The organism is Pantoea sp. App145, assembly GCF_047947045.1.
In the GTDB taxonomy this organism is placed as follows: Bacteria; Pseudomonadota; Gammaproteobacteria; order Enterobacterales; family Enterobacteriaceae; genus Pantoea.
The window spans coordinates 178,204-197,731 of the sequence record NZ_CP133291.1 but is presented as its reverse complement, the minus strand read 5'-3'; the positions used below and the strand labels follow the sequence as shown (position 1 = coordinate 197,731).

Sequence of the window (19,528 nt, the reverse complement as noted above, 5' to 3'; positions counted from 1 at the left end):
GGCACGGGTTAGCGCGCCACCAGTTCACCGTTCTGCGCTTTCACGTTGAGATACGGTTGGCTCTGGCGTTGGTTATCGCTATCCAGATCGAGTTTGCCGGTCAGGCCGTTAAAACCTGGTGCGACGGTTTGCATGGCGGTGATCATGGCTGCCGGTGCGCTGCTGTGTGCCTGCTTGATCGCAGCTGCGGCTAGCATGATGCTGTCATAGGCATAGCTACCGTAGACGGAACGCGGTTTCTCTTTAAACTGTGCCTGATATTGCTGGTTATAGGCTTCTGCCGCCTGATTACCGCTGGCTCCGCCCACTTCCATGCCAAGCTGACCATTGGTGTACTGTGCAGGAGAGTCGGCAATCGCCATCGTCAAATACATGCCGTACCACGGGGTGTTGTGCAGGCCAAGTTCCCACGCCTCACGATTCAGGACGATGGCATCCTGACCGTAGCTGGTATACACGTAAGCCTGGGGTTGAGCGCGGGAGATTTGCTCCAGTTCACGGCGGTAAGAAGGCTGCCCACTGGTATACAGCACCTTTGCCACAACTTTGCCGCCAGCGGCTTCAAACGCTTTGGTGAATTGCTGTGCCATGCCCTGGCCGTAGGCCCCATCTGGTGCGACAAATGCCACTTTGCTGTAACCCAGTTTGCGCACATCTGCGGCTGAGAAACGCGCGGAAAGATCATCAAGACCAATCACGCTCCACGAGGTTTTACCGATTTTGCGGATATCGGCACTGGTGCCGGAAATATTGATATGCAGCAGCTGGTTCTTCACCAGGTATTGCCCCACCGGGATAGTGACACTGGAGGAGAAATCCCCTACGACCAGCGGCACTTTGTTGACCTGCGTCAGCTTGCGCACTGCGCTCAGGCCCGTCACCGGGCTGCCTGCTGAGTCTTCCACTATCACCTGGAGTTTTTCACCGTTTACACCACCCGCAGCATTGATCTGATTCACCGCCAGTTCGATACCACGACGCTGATCTTCACCAATGCTGGCGCTGGTCCCGGTGAGCGGCAAAATCGCCCCCAGCGTGATATCCGCCAGCGCGTTATGTGCAACCAGTGACAACAAAACACCCGTAACAGCCGAAAAGGGGAACATCTTTTTCATGATCTTTCTCCAGTTTTCAATAAGTTCCGGCTCTGAGGCCGGTATCTATCCCCATAAAGGGGCCCTGATGTTGGCGAGGTGAAACAAAGTCGATGCAGAAGTGCATACACTTGTGTATTAAGCAAGGGCTGTGCCATACGCCACAATGGCAGGCATGAAGAAGCAGCGGGTTTCTGCCGCTGGTGAGAAAATACTCAACAAATACAACGCCAGTGACCGCAGAAATAATTTTACCTGGCAAACGATCACGGGATTAAAAAACCAATCAGGCAGGATTTATCGTAATGCACAAGTGAATACACTTAAGTCTATTTTGGTGCAGCGCTGTCATTTCATGGTGCAAATAAACATAAGCATGGCGTCTTAAATAAAGCGGGATTGCCCGAGAGGATGCACGCAGAAGTGTATGCATTTATTTGTTGAGTTGCGCCCCGGGACTGTGCTAACAATTTAAAAATAGCGCTGCGGTAGTCACGATGCAGCAGGGAATTAAGGGGACAGCATTGGTCATCGCAAAAAAGAAAATCCGCAGTGCCGACAGCGTAGAAAAGGTGTACGAGAAGGTTAAGCTGCTGGCAATTGACTACCAGTTTCGTCCTGGCGAACGTGTCAATGAAGTCGAGCTGGCGGCGGAGCTGGGGGTTTCCCGCACCCCGGTGCGCGAGGCGCTGAACCGTCTGGCGCAGGAAGGTTTTATGAACTTTGTACCGAACCGGGGTTTTTACTCGCGCGATCTGACGCCAGACGGTGTGCGTGAACTGTATGAAGTGCGCATGGTGATTGAGCAATCCACCTTTCGCTTTGCCTGCCTGCGCGCCAGCGATGAAGATATTGCGCGTACTACCGCCATCTGGGAAAACGTCACCCTTCATCCCCCCGAGTTGCAGGATGCCGACTACTGGGCGCGCATTGCCCAGGTGGATGAGCTGTTTCATATGGAGATTGCCCGTATCGCCCGCAATACCCGGCTATACGAGATGCTGGAGAGTTTAAACTCCCTCAGCCGCTTCTTCCGTCGTATCGATCTGGAAGCCCCGGTACGCCGCAATAACGCTTACGATGAACATGTGGAAATTATTGCCGCCCTGCGCGCCCGTGATATTGATAAAGGCGTCCGCTTAATGGAACAACATATTTCCCTGAGTTCAGAGCATGCTGTGGCGGTGACCAAAGAAGGCCTGGCGCGGATATATTTAAGTCTTTGAAGCATTAATTAGCGGCGGTTATTCACACCGCCATGTTATTACCTATCATATTGCGGGGCGCTATGGGAGATATTTCTCAGGAGCTGATCCGTCAGGCGATTGACTGGCGGCGGGAATTGCATCGCATCCCGGAAATTGGTTTACAGGAAATCAAAACATCAGAAAAGATCGCTGAGTTATTAAGCGGGTTTGGTCTGGAAGTCCATCGTGGTATTGCCGGGACCGGTATGGTGGCGGTCCTGCACAACGGGCCAGGTCCCACTATCGGGCTACGCGCAGATATTGATGCGCTGCCAATGCAGGAACGCACTGGCTGTGACTGGCAATCGCTCCATGCAGGAGCGATGCACGCCTGCGGCCATGATGGACACAGCGCTATCCTGCTCGGGGCCGCGCGTCATTTAGCGCAAACGCGCCAGTTTAGCGGCACCGTCTGTTTTATTTTCCAGCCCGCAGAAGAGAATGCCGGAGGTGGCCGCCTGATGATTGAAGACGGTTTATTCAGCCGTTTTCCGATGCAGTCGGTATTTGCACTGCATAACTGGCCCGGCCTGCCGCTGGGTGAATGCGCCATCAGTCCCGGGGTAATGATGGCATCGCAGGATAACTTCACCATCACGCTACAGGGTAAAGGCTGTCATGCTGCCATGCCGGAACGGGGCGCTGACCCGATTATCGCCGCCTCGCAGCTGGTGCTGGCGTTACAGACCATCGCCGCACGCCGCCTGTCGCCGCTGGAGCAATGTGTTATCAGCGTGACGCAGATTCACGCCGGGGAAGCTATTAACGTCATCCCGGATCGCCTGACATTGGCTGGCACGCTGCGCTGCCTGAGCACCGCGACGCGCGAGCGTTGCTGGCAGCTGATTGACGACTATGCCCGCACTGTCCCGCAGGCCCTGGGTGTCACGGGGAGCGTCGAGTGGGCCTATGGATACCCGGTCACCCAAAACCATGCCAGCCAGGCTGACGCATTGCGCCAGGCCGCCCTCGCGACGCCAGCTATCACCTGTGTGCATGACAATCCACGTCCCTCAATGGCGGCTGAGGATTTTGCTTATCTGTTGCAGGCCTGCCCCGGAGCCTATTTATGGCTCGGCGCTGACGGCACGAGACCGTCCGCTTCGCTGCACAGCCCGGATTACGATTTCAATGATGACCTGATCGCCCCTGGTATCGGCTTGTGGGTGTCACTGGTGGAACGGTCATTACCTTCGCGTTTTTCTGACCAGGAGATGCCCCGATGAGCCACATCCACTTCTTTGGTGCCGGACAGATGGCAGAAGCCATTATCCGCGCAGCGTTACAACGTCACACATTATCTGCCAACCGTGTCACCCTTTCGGACATCGATCCAGCGCGTATTGCACTGCTCCAGACGCGTTATCAACTCACCAGCACCCTGCCGGAACCCGCAGCGCTGGCCAGCGCGGACTACATTGTGCTGGGCATCCGCCCCCAGGATGATCTGGCAGCGGTTGCCGCGCAGATTAATCAGTATGCCGCCCCGAATACCACCGTGATCTCTATCATCGCCGGGGTGACACTGGAGAAACTGGCGGTGCTGCTGGGAGCCACGCGTCCTATCGCGCGCATTATCCCCAATACCCTCACCGATACCGGGCTGGGCTTCAGTGGTGTGGCGTTTAATCAACAGGTTGAGCGCGGCCCGTTGCTGCCGTTCCTCGAGAGTTTTGGCAAGGTAATGCTGCTGGAGGAACGTCTGATTGATGCCTTCACCGCCTTTGCCGTGGCCGGGGTGAACTACGTTTATTACTTTATTGAATCGTTAGCGGATGCGGGCGTACTGGCGGGATTGACGCGCACGCAATCCACCCAGGCGGTGTACGAAAATCTTATCGGCGCAGTGGAGATGCTGAAGCTGAAACAGTGCCACCCGCGCCAGCTGATGGATATCAACAATTCCCCGGGCGGCGTCGGTATCAACGGCATATTTGAACTGAACAAAAGTGATTTTGCTGCCGGATTACAGCAAAGCGTGCTGGCGGCATTGCGCAGAACCACCGAATTATCCGGAAACTAAGCGAAAACGCCCCCGACGGGGGCGTGATTAACGAAGGCGATTAGGTTTACGGCAGCTTATAAGCGATAACGTAATCGCCCAGTTTGGTGCCGAATGAACCGTGCCCACCTGCCATGATTACCACATACTGCTTGCCATCGACCGCATAGGTCATCGGCGTTGCCTGACCACCCGCAGGCAGACGAGCCTGCCACAGCAACTGACCATCACGGACGCTATAGGCGCGCAAGTAGTTATCCAGCGTACCCGCCACGAAGAACACGTTACCGGCAGTGGTGACCGGACCGCCTAACATCGGCACGCCCATTTTGAACGGTAACGGCACCGGAGCGCTATCACGCACCGTACCAATACGTTTTTTCCAGACGATCTGATGATTCTGTAAGTTGATCGCGGAAACAAAGCCCCATGAAGGTTGCAGGCATGGCAGGCCGAACGATGACAGGAACGGATTCAGTTCCACACCATAAGGCACGCCGTACATATGCTGCACACCTGATTCAGAACCGGAGCCCGCAGCCCCATCGGCACCCGGCTCAATCGGGTTGCCCGGACCACGCGGAATCAGTTTGGAGATAAACGGCATTGCCATCGGGTTGGCAATGGCAATCTGACGATCGGTATCCACCGCAATACCGCCCCACTCAAACATGCCGAAGTCACCCGGGAATACCAGCGTGCCCTGCTCAGAAGGCGGCGTAAACGGCCCTTCGTAGCGCAGGCGATGGAACATCACGCGGCACACCAGCTGATCGAACATGGTGGCACCCCACATATCCTTGCCCTGCAATTTCTGCTGCGGACGGAATGTCAGCTCAGAGAATGGCTGGGTTGGATTGAGGTGATCACCTTTGGCCGGACCTTGCGGAACCGGAGTTTCCGGGGCCGGGACCACTGGCTTGCCGGTTTCGCGGTTCAGAACAAAAATGTTGCCGGTTTTAGCCGGGACATACACCACCGGAACGGTGTTGCCGTCTTTGTCGGTGATATCCGCCAGCGTCGGCTGTGAAGGCAAATCCATATCCCACAGATCGTGGTGTACGGTCTGATAGAACCAGGCCAGTTTACCGGTGGAGGCATGCAGGGCTAACAACCCACTGGCGAAACGTTCCTGGTCGGCGGTGCGATTGCCACCCCAGATATCTGGCGTGGATACGCCCATCGGCAGATAGATGATGTCACGTTTGGCATCATAGGCTGCCGGAGCCCAGGAGTTCGGTGAGTTGGCGGTAAAGGTTGCGCCATCCGCTGGCAGCGCATTCGGATCTTTCGCGCCCGGATCGAAGGCCCACACCAGTTTGCCACTGTTGATATCAAAACCACGGATCACACCCGAAGGCTCGCGCGTGGACAGGTTGTCAGTCACCGAACCCGCCACAATCACCATATTATCCGTCACGATCGGCGGAGATGTCGGCTCGTAACCACCCGGATAGGCATTCGGCTGCTGATGTTGCAGATTCAGTTCGCCATGATTAGCGAAAGTCTGGCAACGCTCGCCGGTTTGCGCGTCGAGCGCGAACAGACGACCATCATCCACTGGCAGAAAGATACGGCGAGCACAGCTGGCAGGCTGGCTGGTGCTGCCTTCGGCTGCGGTCGGCATTTCATGATAAGAGACACCACGGCAGGTAATGTGCTGGAAGGTCGGATCCGATTTCAGTTTGGGATCAAAGCGCCATTTCTCTTTGCCGCTCGCCGCATCCAGAGCAATCAGGATCTGATGTGGGGTGCAGAGATACAGCATGTTGCCGACTTTCAGCGGCGTCACTTCGTTAGTGATCTCACCCGGGTCATTGGCTGTTTTGTGATCGCCGGTCTCAAACTGCCAGGCCACCTGCAAATCTTTAACGTTATGCTCGTTGATCTGTTGCAGCGGTGAATAGCGCACCCCTTCCTGGGTACGGCCATACGCAGTCCAGTCTTCCGCCGGAACCGTAGAAGCAGCCGGTGCTTTATCGGTCAGCGGCAGTTCGCCGTTGATTTCCTGCGGATCGTGCAGCGCAGAACCCGCCAGCAACGCCACGTTAGCCAGCAAGGCGACCAGCATCGCACCGAGCGGCTTTTTGTTAGTGGTGGAGAATTGACGATAGCTGAAAGGCAGGATCAACCAGATACCCAACAACACCCAGATATCCAGACGCGGAACCAGCGTCCAGTAATCGCTCCCGGCTTCATGCCAGGCCCAGATAGCGGTCAGCAACAGAATCGCGGCGTAAAGATAGAGCGCGCTGCGCTTTTTCTTCAGCAACAGCCAGCTAAACGCCGCCATTGCCAGACCGCTAATCAGGTAATAAGCACTGCCGCCCAGCGACAGCAACCAGACACCACCAATCAGCAACCATGCAGCACAAAGCACTGAAAAGATGAGTGTTAACAAATTTAAAATTCGGGATGCCCGTGACATTTTATTAACCTTGAAGGAAAAAACGTGACAACTGTAAATAATTTACATCATTAGTGTAAACGTTATCACAAGATATTTACATTATAATTCCGCGCGAATTCCTTCCAAATATTTAAAATAAACATATTTATCAGATAATTAATTGTTATTCCTTCTTTCTGAATTGAAGTTGTCAATATGGGGGATTTGATGAAATGGAGCTTCGGTGGAAACGATATCACTCGTAGCGGCGCGATTTATCGCGCGAAGTAGTGATGGGGCTCCGCGCCCCATCACTCAGTTTGCTCTTTTCAGCGTAATGCGCGTCAGTTCAGAAGGACGTCCTAAACGCACTGCCATGCCCGGCCACAACGCAGTGCCGTTATTCACGTAAAGCTGCATACCTTCTACGGCATAAAGGCCGGAAACAAACCCGCCATTCGGTTTGGCGAACAGGCGATCGAAGCCAGCAATTAAGCCGCCGTGTGTATGCCCGGAAAGCTGCACATCTGCGCCCTGCGCCGCATTCTGACGGGCATTGCGGGGTTGATGGTCCAACAACACCACTGGCGCATTGAGCGGTGCACCCGACAGTGCACGTGCCAAATCCGGCCCCGGCGCACCCCGGCCTGGCGCTGACGCATCCGTCACCCCGACAATCACCAGGCTGGCATCATCTCGTGTCACTACCGTATGGCTGTTAAGCAAGGGGTTCAGCCCCAGCGAGGCCAGGTGTTCCGTCCAGCGCGCCTGTTCAAAGAAATATTCGTGGTTGCCGGTGATGGCAAACACACCATCAGGCGCACTCAGACCCTGCAATGGCGCAACATCATTGCGCCGGTTATTCAGGGTGCCATCAATCACATCACCCGTGACGACAATCAGATCAACGTCAAGCGCCATCGCCTTCTCCACCATCTTCGCTGTCCATTTTCCATTGAACAGTTTGCTGATGTGTAAGTCCGTCAGCTGCAACAACTGATAACCTTCAAACTCAGCAGGCAGGTTCTTAATGTTGAAAACCACATCTTTCACCGGTGGGACGCGTATCGCCTGATGCACACCCACAGCGGCCAGCAACATGGCGATCCCGCCAGCCAGATAGCGTACCTCGGGGGAAATGACCAGCGGATGCCCGACCAGCAGCGCAATCAGCCCCACCGCATCGATGACCACCTGGAGCATCGCGAGAAACAGCACCGCACAGAATGCCCAGTTGAACAGGATAATCACCGGACGCGGCATTTCCGGCGACATGATGCTGCCGGAGGTAAAACGACTGAAAAACAGATACTGAGTAGCAAGCAACACCACGGCGGAGAACAGAATCTTCACTCCGATTGGCAGGGCCAGGGGAGCAATAAAACGCGCGATAACATACCAGCCAGGTATGCTGAAAATCAGGTGAAACATCATGATATTCCCTGGAATTTTAACAAGTTTTAGTTCGCCATTATCGGCTAAAAAAATGTCAGTGGCTTTTCAAAACTGGCGGAATCATCCAGTGGATTATGGGCAGGGCACAACCTGAGGTTGTGCCGTGGTAGTGGTTAACTTATTGATAAATAATACTACTGAGCGGGTGCCTTTTTGCCAAACTTGTTGTAATCCGGCATTTCAACCGGTGTGAATTCCGGGAGTTCCTCAGTAATAAATGGTGCACCCGGAAGTGTGTCCCTGTTCGTCTCCCAAAAGGCCCGAGCAGCATTCTCGTATTCACTCTCAAATTTAAGGGCGATATCCCATATACTCTCACCTTTTATACTGACGTAGTACTGCTTCGGTTGGGCATTAGCCTCAGTCGTTTGCGATGCCGAGCTGGCACTCACTCCTTGTGTCTGCCGTGTTGTTTGTGAATTCTGAGTGCTGGAGGCTGCCGTGGGCTCAGTGGCTGCCGTGGTGCCTTTATTTTCATTAGCAAAAAGTTTAGCGAGTTTATCGTTGAATAATTTCCCACTATTCCCTAAGACCCTTGCCATCAACATTTTTTGACCCTGGTTGAGTGAATTCCAGAAATCAGCCACGTTTTTTATTCCTCCACTTGCCTTATTTCCGGTAAGTACACCTGCAGCTTTCATAAATTTCGCTATCACATCCACTTTACCCTGAGGATATTTAGATATTGCCTGCGCCGCCTTTGCTGCCAGATTCTTTATCGCTGGCGCATTAAGCGTTGATGCTGAACCAGCAAAAGCATTGGTACCCAGCGCAAACAGAGCATCTGTGATATGTTTCTTTTGTTTTTCTGGGTTATCTTCAATAACTGATTTTATTATTGAAGGTGAACAACCCAATAAACTTATACCATAGTTGACCAGTGGTGTTATTTTCATTGCAGGTCCCCATATCGGGAAAAGCGCTAACACAGCCTTTAATGTTTCTGCCCCACGAAAGATGTTGGACTCCCAACGCGTCCAGGTGGCGAAATCGAAATCACTGTCAACATTATCAATGGCGGGTTTTGACAGAATATTTTCGACCTTGCCACTTAGTTTACCAGGAATCAAACCCTGTATCCTTCTGGTAATTTCGTCAGCTTTATTGGGGATCAGGACTTTATCTTTGCGATTATACTCGACTCTGTTTCTAAAGGAAAGGCCCAGGTCAATTTCATCTCTGAGTTCTTTTGGCATTGGTGTGAATAGTGAACTCATTAACCTGTTAAGGTTTACAGGCTCAAAACCAGGATTAATACTAAATATATAACCTTTATGCAGGAAGAGATTTGACAGCGTAGTTCCCTGGAAAACGAGCTGTTGGACATTGTCAAGATCCGCCCTGGTCAGTTTTCCTACCGGACTATTAGGGTGCGTGATATTATATATATCCGCCATTACGTCAGCCGTACCTCTCAACGATTCCTTGATTTTTCGTATGTTTTTAGGATCCTTTAACGCCGCATCTACTTTATCTTCGATAATTTTTAGAATATCCCCATCTTCCATAGCAGTTCTTAAATACCCCGGATAATCAGCTGGCCAGGTAAGGTCACCACCCCATCCTACAATATTTAAGAAAGTGTCTCTATTTTCTTCAATAAATTTCTTCGCCAAACCACTGGCAATATCGATTGGGGTAAATCCTTTTTCGATTTTTTCTCCAAGAATTTTTGCTTTAAGGTAAAGTGCAGGAAACGTACTTGGAATGACATCTGCTATGATACGGTCATTATCAATACGCTCTTCGGCATTCTTCAGGAAAGGGGCCCATCTATAGGCCTGCAGAAGCGCGCTTCTCATCATATCACCAGGCTGATCTGCAATATCAATATCGACATTATCCTCAATGCTTTTTAGCATGTCCTCTTTTAATTTCGTTTCTTTTTCTATTTGTTCATGCCGGGCCTTTGTATGGATATTAATCATCGCCTCCTCAGTGGGGGCGGCCATTGAGACTGCGAATGCGGCCAGTCCAGCTTTAGGGCCGGCAAGCATAGTTGCAGCAGCCGTGGTTAAAATGGTCTGAACTGACTTAGCTATTGTGTTATCCGTCTTGACAGAGTTATCTGTGTTAATCGTGTTATCTGTTTTGATAGTTTTATTTGAGTAGTCCGCCTTACAGGTGCCGGGCATTTTGGTAAAGGGGGTTTTATCTTTATCTGCTGTCTTAACCAGCCCCGTCTTCCCAGCTTTGGGGTCCTTAAACCTCCTCTCAGGTTTGGATAACGTTGGTGGAGCGATGTCCTTTAAAGCATTTGATGCATAGAGGCCCAATGTTGCCTTCTGAACCAGCGTCATATCCGATAAACTTCGCCCGTTCTCAACCCGATCAAAAGTGATTTTCTCCGTGTTGGCGAAGGGATTATGTTCCGGGACTAGCGCTTGCTGGCTTGTCAATGGGCGTTCAGCCAGTTCTTTTTCAATCGTGCTCTGTAATTCCTGAATTTCTGCCGGACTCGGTGATGAAGTCACCTGCTGTTTTTTGGCGGCAAGAAGTAATCGCAAAAATTGATTTTTTTCTATCGTCGGTGAAGTATGTCTATCTTTTGGCTTTGAAAAGTGATTGTTAATATGCTCCTGTAAATTAGCATTATTAACCGCGTTCAGTGGGAATTCTTTGTCAGATACTGTATCTGTCAGGCAGCCATCCCACATAGCATTGACTAATTTCATTGCCTTGTCGCAACATTGAGCATCCCATCTATCGGCCTGCAGTTGTTGAGCTAACCCATAGGTGCCATTTTTTAATAATAACTCGGTCCTTTCCGGGGACGCTTTAACCATACCGGCGATTTTGTCTTTAAAATTGCTAACATCCTTTTTTTCTATTTTGGAAAGAAGGTGGCTATTATTATCCTTTGAAATGCTCTCCCCATTTTTATTGGCAAGAATTAATCTGATAAAATCATTTTTACTTACGTTAGCATTCAACAAAGCATCATAGCTTTCTGCATCGGGCTTGCCACTTTCTTCCCTGACGATATCGAGCACCAGTTGCCTGATATCTCTGTCCCATTTGGATTCCGCCAGTTTCTCTTCAGCATCCATAAGTAAAGGGTGCTCCTGGTAATTCAGAATCTTTACATCTTTATTTTCGTTCAATGTACGATGATTATTTTTAGCATCATACAACTGAGTAAAATTAAGACTGGTATTATTTAAGTTGAGGTCGGTTGATCGCATTATCTCTCCCTGGCAATCGTTTAATAAAATCATAAAAACATTATCCCACCCCTCCTGATTGAGATTCTGTTTTTACTCTTTTTCTATCGGAAATAAACAAAGCAATACCGACAAAATGTTTAATTTATTGATTTATGTCAATTAACCATCATCAATAACAACTTCGCGGTGCTGGTTGCGCGATATCATGTTTATGGAAGGGGAAAGCATCCCCTTATGCGAACGCAATTGTGGCGCGTGATAATTCGCGCCGCTTCAGAATATGACGTTAATGTTTATACGTCGCCAGGTTGTCCTGCTGCATATCCCCCAACCCTTCTGAAGGTTTCAGGTCACAGGCTTTGGGCAGCGTGGTGGTCAGCAGACCGGCTACCACCAGTGAACCCGCCAGCCAGCATACCGCGACATTCTGTCCATAAAGCATGGTCATGATGCCGACCAGGTACGGACCGCAGAAGCCCCCCAGGTTACCGAGGCCATTGATCACCCCGCGCGCGCTGCCCGCAACTTCCGGCGCGGCAATGCGGCCAGGAATTGACCAGAACGGGCTGGTCGCAGCCTTCAGGAAGAAACCACACACCACCAGCGCGATGTAGGACGCCACCACGTTACTGTGCAGGATCACCGAAGCCAGCAGCGCCGCCGCAAAGCAGAACAACGACACCATCACCCACAGACGACGTTTGCCAGTACGGTCGCTTAACCATGAAATCGCGTAAATACCCGCAATGGTCGCGACAAACGGCAAGGCCGCCAGCAAACCAATCCCCGCCATATTCGATCCGGTCAGGTTTTTCAGAATACTCGGCAACCACAGGGTGTAACCGTAATCCCCGGTTTGATAGAAGAAATTCAGTGCCACCAGCTTCATCAGGCCCCGGTTACGAAACACCGCTTTTAAAGGGGCTTTGGTCACTGACGCGACGGCACGCACCGCCGCACGTTCACGTCCTAGCTCACTGAGCAGCCAGGCTTTTTCCTTCTCAGGCAGCCAGCGCGCTTCTTCTGGACGGTCGCTGACCACCAGCCACCAGATCAGCAGGATCACCGCCGATAACAAGCCTTCAATAATAAACAGCCAGCGCCAGTCCAGTACATTGATGATGTAGCCGGAGATCGGTGCGGTAAACATGCCGCCTAGCGGAGCAAACATCATCACGAAAGCATTGGCACGACCCAGCTCTTTCTCGGGGAACCAGTTACTCACCATGGTTAAGACCACGGGTAACATCCCCCCTTCCGATACGCCCAGTACAAAGCGTAACGCCAGCAATTGATAGTGGTTGGTGACAAAACCGGTAGCGATGGAGACCAGCGTCCAGGCAACCAGCGACCAGGCGATAAAACGTTTACCGCTGCCGTTCACCGCCGTCCGGCCACCCGGTACCTGCAAAAACAGATAACCGATAAAGAAAATACCGCTGACGATACCTGCCATTTGGCTGGTGATTGCCAGGTCCTGATCCATACCACCAGGCAGCGCAAAGCTGATATTGACGCGATCCATGAAGGAGACGATGCAAACGATCAAAATCGGCGCAATAACGCGATACCAACGTGTTCCGGGAATACGGTCCTGCATAATGCCCCCTTCGTGTAGATTCGTTGTTCTGCTATCTATTAAAGAGAGTCTGGATATTATTTTTGCGATCTGAATCACTGCAAATCGTGTTAAGGAAAGCTGTTACACACAGCGTGATGTGGCGGTGGAAAGCGCGTGGTTAAACGTCTGGCGAGAGGCGGGAACAAAATAAAACAACCTGACAGCACGCGTTCCGGCTGCCTTTCACACGCAGAATCAGCGCTCTATCACAGGAGTTGTAACATCAGGTTGTAACAACAATGTTGTATTTGCTCATCAACACCCTTCGATAGTTGAATTTATGTCTCCTCAGTAACATCCAGAGGCCTGTTTCCCCGCGGCTAAAAGTTAAGGATGATATCCACCCCGGAAAGGTCAGGTTCCATATTCCGCTTTCCCTTTATTTCATTAGCGATTTTTTCGTAAGGGTGTTCTATGCAAAATAAAAGCACATTGCTTTTACTGGCTCTCTCTGTCGCCGTATTTGGCGTGATAACCACAGAAATTGCGATTATTGTGCCCGCAACACAGAAAGTATCGTTCGCCAACCAATTATCGGTATTACGTAACGGCAAATTGTGGCTCACCATCGCCACCGTGACGTCAATATTCGCCGCCATGTTTTCCAGCTTCAGTTATGTCGCCGATTATCTGTCAAACATTACGCAGCTGCATAACAATGCCATCAGCGCGATGCTTATTTTATTTGGTGCGTGTGGTTTTATCGGCAATTCAAGGCGACTGACGCTTTTACCCACCGCTGATTTGGTTAATCCCAGCCGTTCAGCCGCCGCCGTGAAGCTACCTAATTGCGCCGTGGTAACGAAGGCGGTGATGCTGCCGAGATGATCTGTTTTCCACATAAGCGTGCGTAATTCCTCTTTATCCAGTGCCGGGATAAAAACATGCAATCATAAAAAAGGCCAGGGTATTAGCCTGGCCTGTCGCATGATTACTGCGCTTTCGCTTTTCGTCGCAGCAGACAAATGATGCCGATAATCGCCAGCACCAGGATAATCCCCCCGATGATGGCTGGCATCATCAGCGGTTGCAGGCGCGCAAGCAGTGGCGGATGGCCACCTTTACGAACCCAGGCAACATCTCCGGCAGTGACGGTCACATTCGGATTGCCGTAGTTTTTCAGCACAAAGTTACTGATATCCGCCACCTGCTGATCGTTCAACTTATCAACATACGACGGTGAGCTAAAGCCTGGCATCAGCACCTGGTGATCGGCGGTATCGCGTTGCACGCCAAACAGAATCGCGGCAATCAGGTTGTTCGGATTGCGCATGCCCGTGGCGGTATTGTGGAACAACGATGGATAAGCCTGATTGGCGCTGCCCGAGCCATCCGGCTGATGGCAACTGGCGCAATTGCCGCTAAATAGCGCCTCGCCATTGGTCAGGGAGAGATTGGCGTTGTTGGGGTTGCGACCACGTACGCTATTTTCGATATCCATCGGTGCGCCCCAGCTGTAGGCCGGTTGCGTTTCACCCTCATCACGAATCGGTGCCGTGCCTTTCAGGTAAACCGCAATGGCGTGCAGATCGCTATCCGGCAGATATTGCAGGCTATGCTCAACCGCTTCTGCCATCCCGCCTGCCGCCTGATTTTTACCCGCGGCACGACCGGTTTTCAGGTACTGCACCAGCTCATCATCACTCCAGCCACCGATACCGCTCACCGGGTCTGAGGTGATATTCGGCGCATACCAGCTACCGAGCGGTCCGCCAGCCAGCGGACGATCCTGTTGCTCCTGCATCAGGAAACCACGTGGCGTATGGCAGGTATTACAGTGCGCCAGGCCGTTAACCAGGTAGTTACCCCGATTCCACTCCGCACTTTTGCTGCCATCGTTTTGCCACATTTTGTCGTTAGCAAACATCATGTTCCAGAAACGCATGCTAAAACGCAGGCTGAACGGAAATGGCAGATCCGTCTGCGGATTATGTTGCTCGACAGCGGGTACACCGTGCATCAGGTAATAATACAGGGCGTGCAGATCCGCATCGGTCATCATGCTGTAGGAGGTATAAGGCATCGCCGGGTACAACTGTGCGCCATCAGCCCGTACGCCATGTCGGACCGCAGCCGAAAACTGGGCTTCGGTATAGTCGCCGATACCACTTTTGGCTGGCGTGATGTTGGTGGCATAAATCACCCCCATCGGTGAAGCAATACCATAACCTCCGCTGAACGCGGTTTTACTGCCCGGCGCGGTATGGCAGGCCTGGCAGTCTGACGCAATGGCAACCTGTTCACCCTGCTTCAGCAGGTTGGTATCAAGGGAATCAGCCTGCGCGCCAAAGGTGACCAAAGCCGCAAAGCCAGTGACAATGAGCGTTTTCATGCCATTGTCCTCATCCGCTGGGCGATATCCTGTGCCGCTTTCAGGCCCAGCGCCGCCATCGTCAGGGTACTGTTGACCACGCTTGCGGAAGGGATCGCCCCGCCACCCGGCAGCCACAGGTTTTCGTGATCAAATGCCCGGCAGTTACCATCCACCACCGCGTCTTTGCCGCTTTTACCCATGATCACGCCACCCATAATATGGTTGTTGGCATTCAGTCCTTTACTGATGGCGAACTCCTTGCCATTAAACAGCTGACCGATATGTTCCAGCTGGGCGTGGGAAACTTCAGCGCCTTTACGCACGTAATCGCCGACATCGTAATAGATATCCGGGCAAGGCAGGCCATGCGGGTCGTTGCGGGTTTTGCTTAAGGTCAGACGGTTTTCCGGGTCTGGCAGCGGTTCGAGACTGATAGAAATATCGACACTGTGGATCGAGCGGTAACGGATTTCCTCATCCAGCGCTTTCCCGACCAGCCCTTTCTTCAGCGCCTGCTGCGTCGCAGCAACTACGCGTGAGATATTGTTAAGAATCATTTTGTTAGCAGAATAATCGCGGCGGAAGTCGCCATCACGATAGCCCACCATGCAGCTACTTTGTGCCGGGCCACGACCCAGCCACACCGGTTCTTCGGTCAGGAATGAGCAATGGAAGCCGGAGTGGTCCATCATGTTGCGTCCCACCATATCCGAACCATTGGCAATACCATTCGGGTTGCCGCCGTTCGCCGCCATCAGCAGCAGACGTGGCGTTTCAATACCGTTGCAGGCCAGCGCAAACGCTTTGCCGGTGGCTTTATGTGACGCGCCAGAGCTGTCTTTCCAGTGCACGGCTGTCACGCGGTTATTACCGTCGGTATCAATTTTGTAAACCACGGCTTCGGCCAGCACCACGGCACCGGCACGCTCCGCACGTTCGATATGGTGGATACCGTTGTACATCGCGCCGATCGGGCAAATGGGTTGGCAGTTATTGTTCCCACAACAGGTAGGACGCCCCTGCCACGGGCGCGTGCTGCGTCCCTGGGGGATGGGTACCAGGTTGTAACCATGCGGGTTAACCACGCTGGCAAAATAATTATCACCGTGGGCGAAAGGCACCATATCCATCGGGTAAGGCTGGCTACGCTCCGACGGCGATTGCATCGCCACATTGTTCGGACCTGCCACGCCAATTTCGCTTTCCGCACGGCAATACCAGGGTTCCAACTCGTCATAGCTGATGGGCCAGTCGCGACCCACGCCATATTTTGACTGCATCACAAAATCGCTGGGGTGATGACGCCAGCACGATGCCGCCCAGTGCCAGGTGGTGCCGCCAACGGTGCGCAGGTAACCCTGCTGAAAGCTGCCAGCATCCGGACCGGTAACATTCACATAATTATTCGGTGGGAAGTAGAGCGGTGCCGGGGCAAATTTCGATTGCGGATATAACCCCTGAAAATCAGAGCCAGCACGGTTAGCAAATGGCATGTTGCGCCAGTTTTCTACTGCCTGCGCACGATCAATACGTAAACCTGCTTCCAGTACCAGTACGGAATAGCCCTGGCTGACCAGCTCATTCGCCATCAAGCCACCCACCACGCCGGAGCCAACAATAACAATGTCTGCTGCAGCATCACCCTGCGCAGAAAAAATCGGTTTTTTCATGATTTTCGTCGTTTTTTATGAAAGGGAAATTTATAGCGAGTCAATCAGACTGCTGTGCTCATCCGGAATCGGTGCGGTCCACCAGATCGGACCGTTACCACAATAAGTCGGCACGATCAGGCCATCGCTGACGGTTTGATACATCAGCGCCTGTTTATAAGCGACCAGGGTGCCGTGGTAGTCATTCCCCACCGTACCGGTGTACCAGGCGGTAACGATTTGGTAGAGGAAATCGTGCAGACCGGCTTTATCGGCCTGATCCAGCAACTGCTGCGCGCTCATGCCGGGTTGCAGCAGCCGCGCCAGCTGGGTCAGACGCGGGCCAAACTGCGCATCACGTTGACTGAATGCCTGAAAAAAACGCGCGGCCAGCACAGTATCCAGATGCTTATGTTCGGTGATGGCCTGGGAGATGCTGATGAACTGCTTTACTGCAACGCTGGCACTGAGGACGCTGGCGGCGAAAGCCCTGCCCGGCAGGGTGGCGACCGCGCCGGTGAGCGTCAAACCAAGGGTCGCAAAGAGAAATTCCCTGCGAGTGGAACCGGTTCCATTTTTGGTTACAGAAACGGTTTCAGTTGGAATTTGTCGTTTCATGGGTTACCTGATGTTAATGCGAAAGGAACAATAAAGTTACGGGTAACATCCTACCGGTTAAGTTTCAAAACTGTTATCAGGTTTTTATAAAACACCTCATATTCTCAGGGGGAATAGCACTAAATGATAACCCATTGTGAAATCGATTAATTAACAAGCAACGAATGAGTAACAAATAAGCACCATAATCAATCCGCGATTCATTTTGTTACACAGCGGGCTGAATACTTCATCTTTTCTCCCGGATTGTATGGCGGGATAGAGGTTTAGCGCATTAACAAGGAGTTGCTATGGATCGTCGCCACTTTCTGACCGGGCTTGCTGCCAGCGTTTTCGTTGCGGGGCATACCCGGTTGGCTTTCGCCGCACCGACAGTTTCACGTGCGGTCATTCCCCTGTGGCAGGGGGAACCGCCCGGCGGTGGCGGGCCGACTGGCAACCTGATCATTTCCGCAACGGGTGCTCAGCGCAATATCGCCCTGCCCACCCTGACGATGATCAGGCCCGCGGTTCCGCGTGGTCAGGCCGTGCTGATTGCTGCGGGCGGTGGCTATAAACGAATTGAGATGGGTAAAGAAGCGTGGCCTGCCGCTGAGTGGCTGGTGGCCCGGGGTATCACTGCCTATGTACTCAGCTATCGTCTGCCGGGTGAAGGATGGAAAGATGGCAACAGGGTTTCACTGCAGGATGCGCAACGAGCGCTGCGGATGGTGCGGCAACGCGAAAAACAGGTCAGCGTCTTGGGCTTTTCGGCGGGCGGCCATCTTCTCGGGCTGGCCGCAACCCGCTCTGATTATCCTTCTTATGCCCCACAGGATGACATCGACCAGTTGCCAGCCACTGCTGACCGGGCTGCACTGATTTATCCCATCATCACGCTGGAGCAGCCTTACACCCATACTTCCACGCACCGGATTCTGGTTGGCCCGCATGCCTCCGCCACCGAGAACGCCGCCTGGTCAGTGCAAAATTATGTGCGTCCCCAGTCACCGCCTTTTTTTCTGGTACAGGCAGAGGATGACCCGGTATCAAACCCTGAAAACACCCTGATCATGGAACACGCCTGTGAACAACAGCACGTTGCCGTTGAGTTACATCGTTACAGCCGGGGCGGGCATGGCTTTGGTATGGGACGGCCCGGCACCCCTACCGTGGCGTGGCCGGGCCTGTATGAAAAGTGGCTATCGCGCCTGGTTTAGTGGTGCAACATCTCGTCCACCACTTCAGCCTTTTGCATCTGCCACGGATAGTAAGTCGGCCAGTTGTCCATTTCCTTCAGCAACGCCTCCTGTGAGGTGTTGCCCATAAAAATATGAAAATGGGACGACTGACGTGGGCCGATGATGTGATCGCTGAACTGAACAAATTTGGGGGCGTGGCTGGTGGCATCCTGGCAGCTAAACAGATAACGCACGCCTTTCTTGCCCGAGGCATAGGTCAGAATTTTGTGCCCGTCATAGGCGTAATGGCAGGAACTGGATTGATCGCCGATATGGAACTCCATCACCCCATTTTCAATACCAATGGTATCTACGTTGGTGGCATAGCCTTTGCGGTAATACTCTTTGATCTGGGCGAAGGTTTTGCTGTTGCCCTTCTCCACTTTTTTGCGCAGCACCGGGTCGAGGTCGCCATTAAGCAGTAAAGGGTAAACCGACTGCCACACCCCTTCCCAGTCCGATAAAGTTCTGTCCTGCACGTCATGATCAGCAAACACTCCGTCCGCCGCCTGCTGCTCCTTTTGCGTCAGGGGTTTACCATGCGCATGATCGCCATGTGAAAACGCCTGAACGCTGATGGTCATAAGTCCCAGAGATAACGCTATTTTTTTAAATTTACCCATCACAACTGCACTCTCCATTGGTCAAAATGGAAATGTTATATCATAACAATTTGTAACGCAAAGTTTGCTCCGACATATCCTGCAGGCTGAGGAAAAGGCGGGTAAAAAGCGCCACATAACAGGCAGGGC

General features: G+C 52.4%; 15 protein-coding genes and 1 pseudogene. 5 read left to right on the top strand and 11 right to left on the bottom strand.

All coding sequences use genetic code 11. The annotated features are described in order from the left end of the window. Positions 1-8 precede the first annotated feature (8 nt). Complete coding sequence (locus tag RCF31_RS20810; RefSeq protein WP_416413687.1) at positions 9-1,115, bottom strand: ABC transporter substrate-binding protein; 1,107 nt, start codon at positions 1,113-1,115, stop codon at positions 9-11. Positions 1,116-1,245: 130 nt separating this feature from the next. On the opposite strand from RCF31_RS20810, the gene RCF31_RS20805 reads away from it, so the two are divergent. From RCF31_RS20805 to RCF31_RS20790, 4 genes are all read left to right on the top strand, one after another. Beyond that, positions 1,246-1,482, top strand: a complete 237-nt coding sequence (locus RCF31_RS20805) for a hypothetical protein (protein ID WP_299449892.1) — start codon at positions 1,246-1,248, stop codon at positions 1,480-1,482. Between the two features lie 136 nt (positions 1,483-1,618). Continuing rightward, on the top strand, positions 1,619-2,320 hold the full coding sequence (locus RCF31_RS20800; RefSeq protein ID WP_299449891.1) for a GntR family transcriptional regulator: 702 nt from the start codon (positions 1,619-1,621) through the stop codon (positions 2,318-2,320). Between the two features lie 62 nt (positions 2,321-2,382). Beyond that, the gene (locus RCF31_RS20795; RefSeq protein WP_416413686.1) at positions 2,383-3,567 is read left to right on the top strand and encodes a M20 aminoacylase family protein; all 1,185 of its coding nucleotides are present in this window, start codon (positions 2,383-2,385) and stop codon (positions 3,565-3,567) included. Continuing rightward, positions 3,564-4,364 carry a pyrroline-5-carboxylate reductase family protein gene (locus RCF31_RS20790; protein ID WP_416413685.1) on the top strand — a complete coding sequence of 267 codons (801 nt, stop codon included), beginning with the start codon at positions 3,564-3,566 and terminating at the stop codon, positions 4,362-4,364. The genes RCF31_RS20795 and RCF31_RS20790 overlap by 4 nt, the downstream gene beginning before the upstream one ends. Positions 4,365-4,410: 46 nt before the next feature. Here the strand turns inward: RCF31_RS20790 and RCF31_RS20785 are convergent, their stop codons facing one another. From RCF31_RS20785 to RCF31_RS20745, 9 genes and pseudogenes are all read right to left on the bottom strand, one after another. Continuing rightward, positions 4,411-6,771 (bottom strand): glucose/quinate/shikimate family membrane-bound PQQ-dependent dehydrogenase, encoded by a 2,361-nt coding sequence (locus RCF31_RS20785; protein WP_416413684.1) that lies wholly within the window; start codon positions 6,769-6,771, stop codon positions 4,411-4,413. A gap of 276 nt (positions 6,772-7,047) precedes the next feature. Next, positions 7,048-8,163: a metallophosphoesterase gene (locus RCF31_RS20780; protein WP_416413786.1), complete on the bottom strand. Its 1,116-nt coding sequence runs from the start codon at positions 8,161-8,163 to the stop codon at positions 7,048-7,050. 158 nt (positions 8,164-8,321) lie between these two features. Continuing rightward, complete coding sequence (locus RCF31_RS20775) at positions 8,322-11,372, bottom strand: hypothetical protein (RefSeq protein WP_416413683.1); 3,051 nt, start codon at positions 11,370-11,372, stop codon at positions 8,322-8,324. A gap of 268 nt (positions 11,373-11,640) precedes the next feature. Further along, positions 11,641-12,954, bottom strand: a complete 1,314-nt coding sequence (locus RCF31_RS20770; RefSeq protein WP_416413682.1) for an MFS transporter — start codon at positions 12,952-12,954, stop codon at positions 11,641-11,643. Positions 12,955-13,295: 341 nt separating this feature from the next. Further along, positions 13,296-13,574, bottom strand: coding sequence for a hypothetical protein (locus RCF31_RS20765; protein WP_416413681.1), 279 nt, complete (start codon positions 13,572-13,574; stop codon positions 13,296-13,298). A gap of 111 nt (positions 13,575-13,685) precedes the next feature. After that, positions 13,686-13,817, bottom strand: a pseudogene (locus tag RCF31_RS20760) (LysR family transcriptional regulator); the annotation flags it as partial. An 89-nt stretch (positions 13,818-13,906) separates the two neighbouring features. After that, on the bottom strand, positions 13,907-15,307 hold the full coding sequence (locus tag RCF31_RS20755; RefSeq protein WP_416413679.1) for a c-type cytochrome: 1,401 nt from the start codon (positions 15,305-15,307) through the stop codon (positions 13,907-13,909). After that, positions 15,304-16,959 (bottom strand): GMC family oxidoreductase, encoded by a 1,656-nt coding sequence (locus RCF31_RS20750; protein ID WP_313688976.1) that lies wholly within the window; start codon positions 16,957-16,959, stop codon positions 15,304-15,306. Before RCF31_RS20750 ends, RCF31_RS20755 begins: the two co-directional genes overlap by 4 nt. 30 nt (positions 16,960-16,989) lie before the next feature. Then, entirely contained in the window at positions 16,990-17,556 is a 567-nt protein-coding gene (locus RCF31_RS20745) for a sugar dehydrogenase complex small subunit (protein ID WP_416413678.1), read from the bottom strand. A gap of 290 nt (positions 17,557-17,846) precedes the next feature. On the opposite strand from RCF31_RS20745, the gene RCF31_RS20740 reads away from it, so the two are divergent. After that, positions 17,847-18,755 (top strand): alpha/beta hydrolase, encoded by a 909-nt coding sequence (locus RCF31_RS20740; RefSeq protein ID WP_416413677.1) that lies wholly within the window; start codon positions 17,847-17,849, stop codon positions 18,753-18,755. Here the strand turns inward: RCF31_RS20740 and zinT are convergent. Further along, positions 18,752-19,399: a metal-binding protein ZinT gene (zinT, locus tag RCF31_RS20735; RefSeq protein WP_416413676.1), complete on the bottom strand. Its 648-nt coding sequence runs from the start codon at positions 19,397-19,399 to the stop codon at positions 18,752-18,754. The two genes, RCF31_RS20740 and zinT, sit on opposite strands and share 4 nt — an antisense overlap. Positions 19,400-19,528 lie beyond the last annotated feature (129 nt).

Excerpts from the sequence above, each read along its gene's own strand:
- RCF31_RS20810 (WP_416413687.1), bottom strand. The coding sequence starts at position 1,115 with ATGAAAAAGATGTTCCCCTTTTCGGCTGTTACGGGTGTTTTGTTGTCA.
- RCF31_RS20795 (WP_416413686.1), top strand. The coding sequence starts at position 2,383 with ATGGGAGATATTTCTCAGGAGCTGATCCGTCAGGCGATTGACTGGCGG.
- RCF31_RS20790 (WP_416413685.1), top strand. The coding sequence starts at position 3,564 with ATGAGCCACATCCACTTCTTTGGTGCCGGACAGATGGCAGAAGCCATT.
- RCF31_RS20785 (WP_416413684.1), bottom strand. The coding sequence starts at position 6,771 with ATGTCACGGGCATCCCGAATTTTAAATTTGTTAACACTCATCTTTTCA.
- RCF31_RS20780 (WP_416413786.1), bottom strand. The coding sequence starts at position 8,163 with ATGTTTCACCTGATTTTCAGCATACCTGGCTGGTATGTTATCGCGCGT.
- RCF31_RS20775 (WP_416413683.1), bottom strand. The coding sequence starts at position 11,372 with ATGCGATCAACCGACCTCAACTTAAATAATACCAGTCTTAATTTTACT.
- RCF31_RS20770 (WP_416413682.1), bottom strand. The coding sequence starts at position 12,954 with ATGCAGGACCGTATTCCCGGAACACGTTGGTATCGCGTTATTGCGCCG.
- RCF31_RS20765 (WP_416413681.1), bottom strand. The coding sequence starts at position 13,574 with ATGGCGGCGAATATTGACGTCACGGTGGCGATGGTGAGCCACAATTTG.
- RCF31_RS20755 (WP_416413679.1), bottom strand. The coding sequence starts at position 15,307 with ATGAAAACGCTCATTGTCACTGGCTTTGCGGCTTTGGTCACCTTTGGC.
- RCF31_RS20750 (WP_313688976.1), bottom strand. The coding sequence starts at position 16,959 with ATGAAAAAACCGATTTTTTCTGCGCAGGGTGATGCTGCAGCAGACATT.
- RCF31_RS20745 (WP_416413678.1), bottom strand. The coding sequence starts at position 17,556 with ATGAAACGACAAATTCCAACTGAAACCGTTTCTGTAACCAAAAATGGA.
- RCF31_RS20740 (WP_416413677.1), top strand. The coding sequence starts at position 17,847 with ATGGATCGTCGCCACTTTCTGACCGGGCTTGCTGCCAGCGTTTTCGTT.
- zinT (WP_416413676.1), bottom strand. The coding sequence starts at position 19,399 with ATGGGTAAATTTAAAAAAATAGCGTTATCTCTGGGACTTATGACCATC.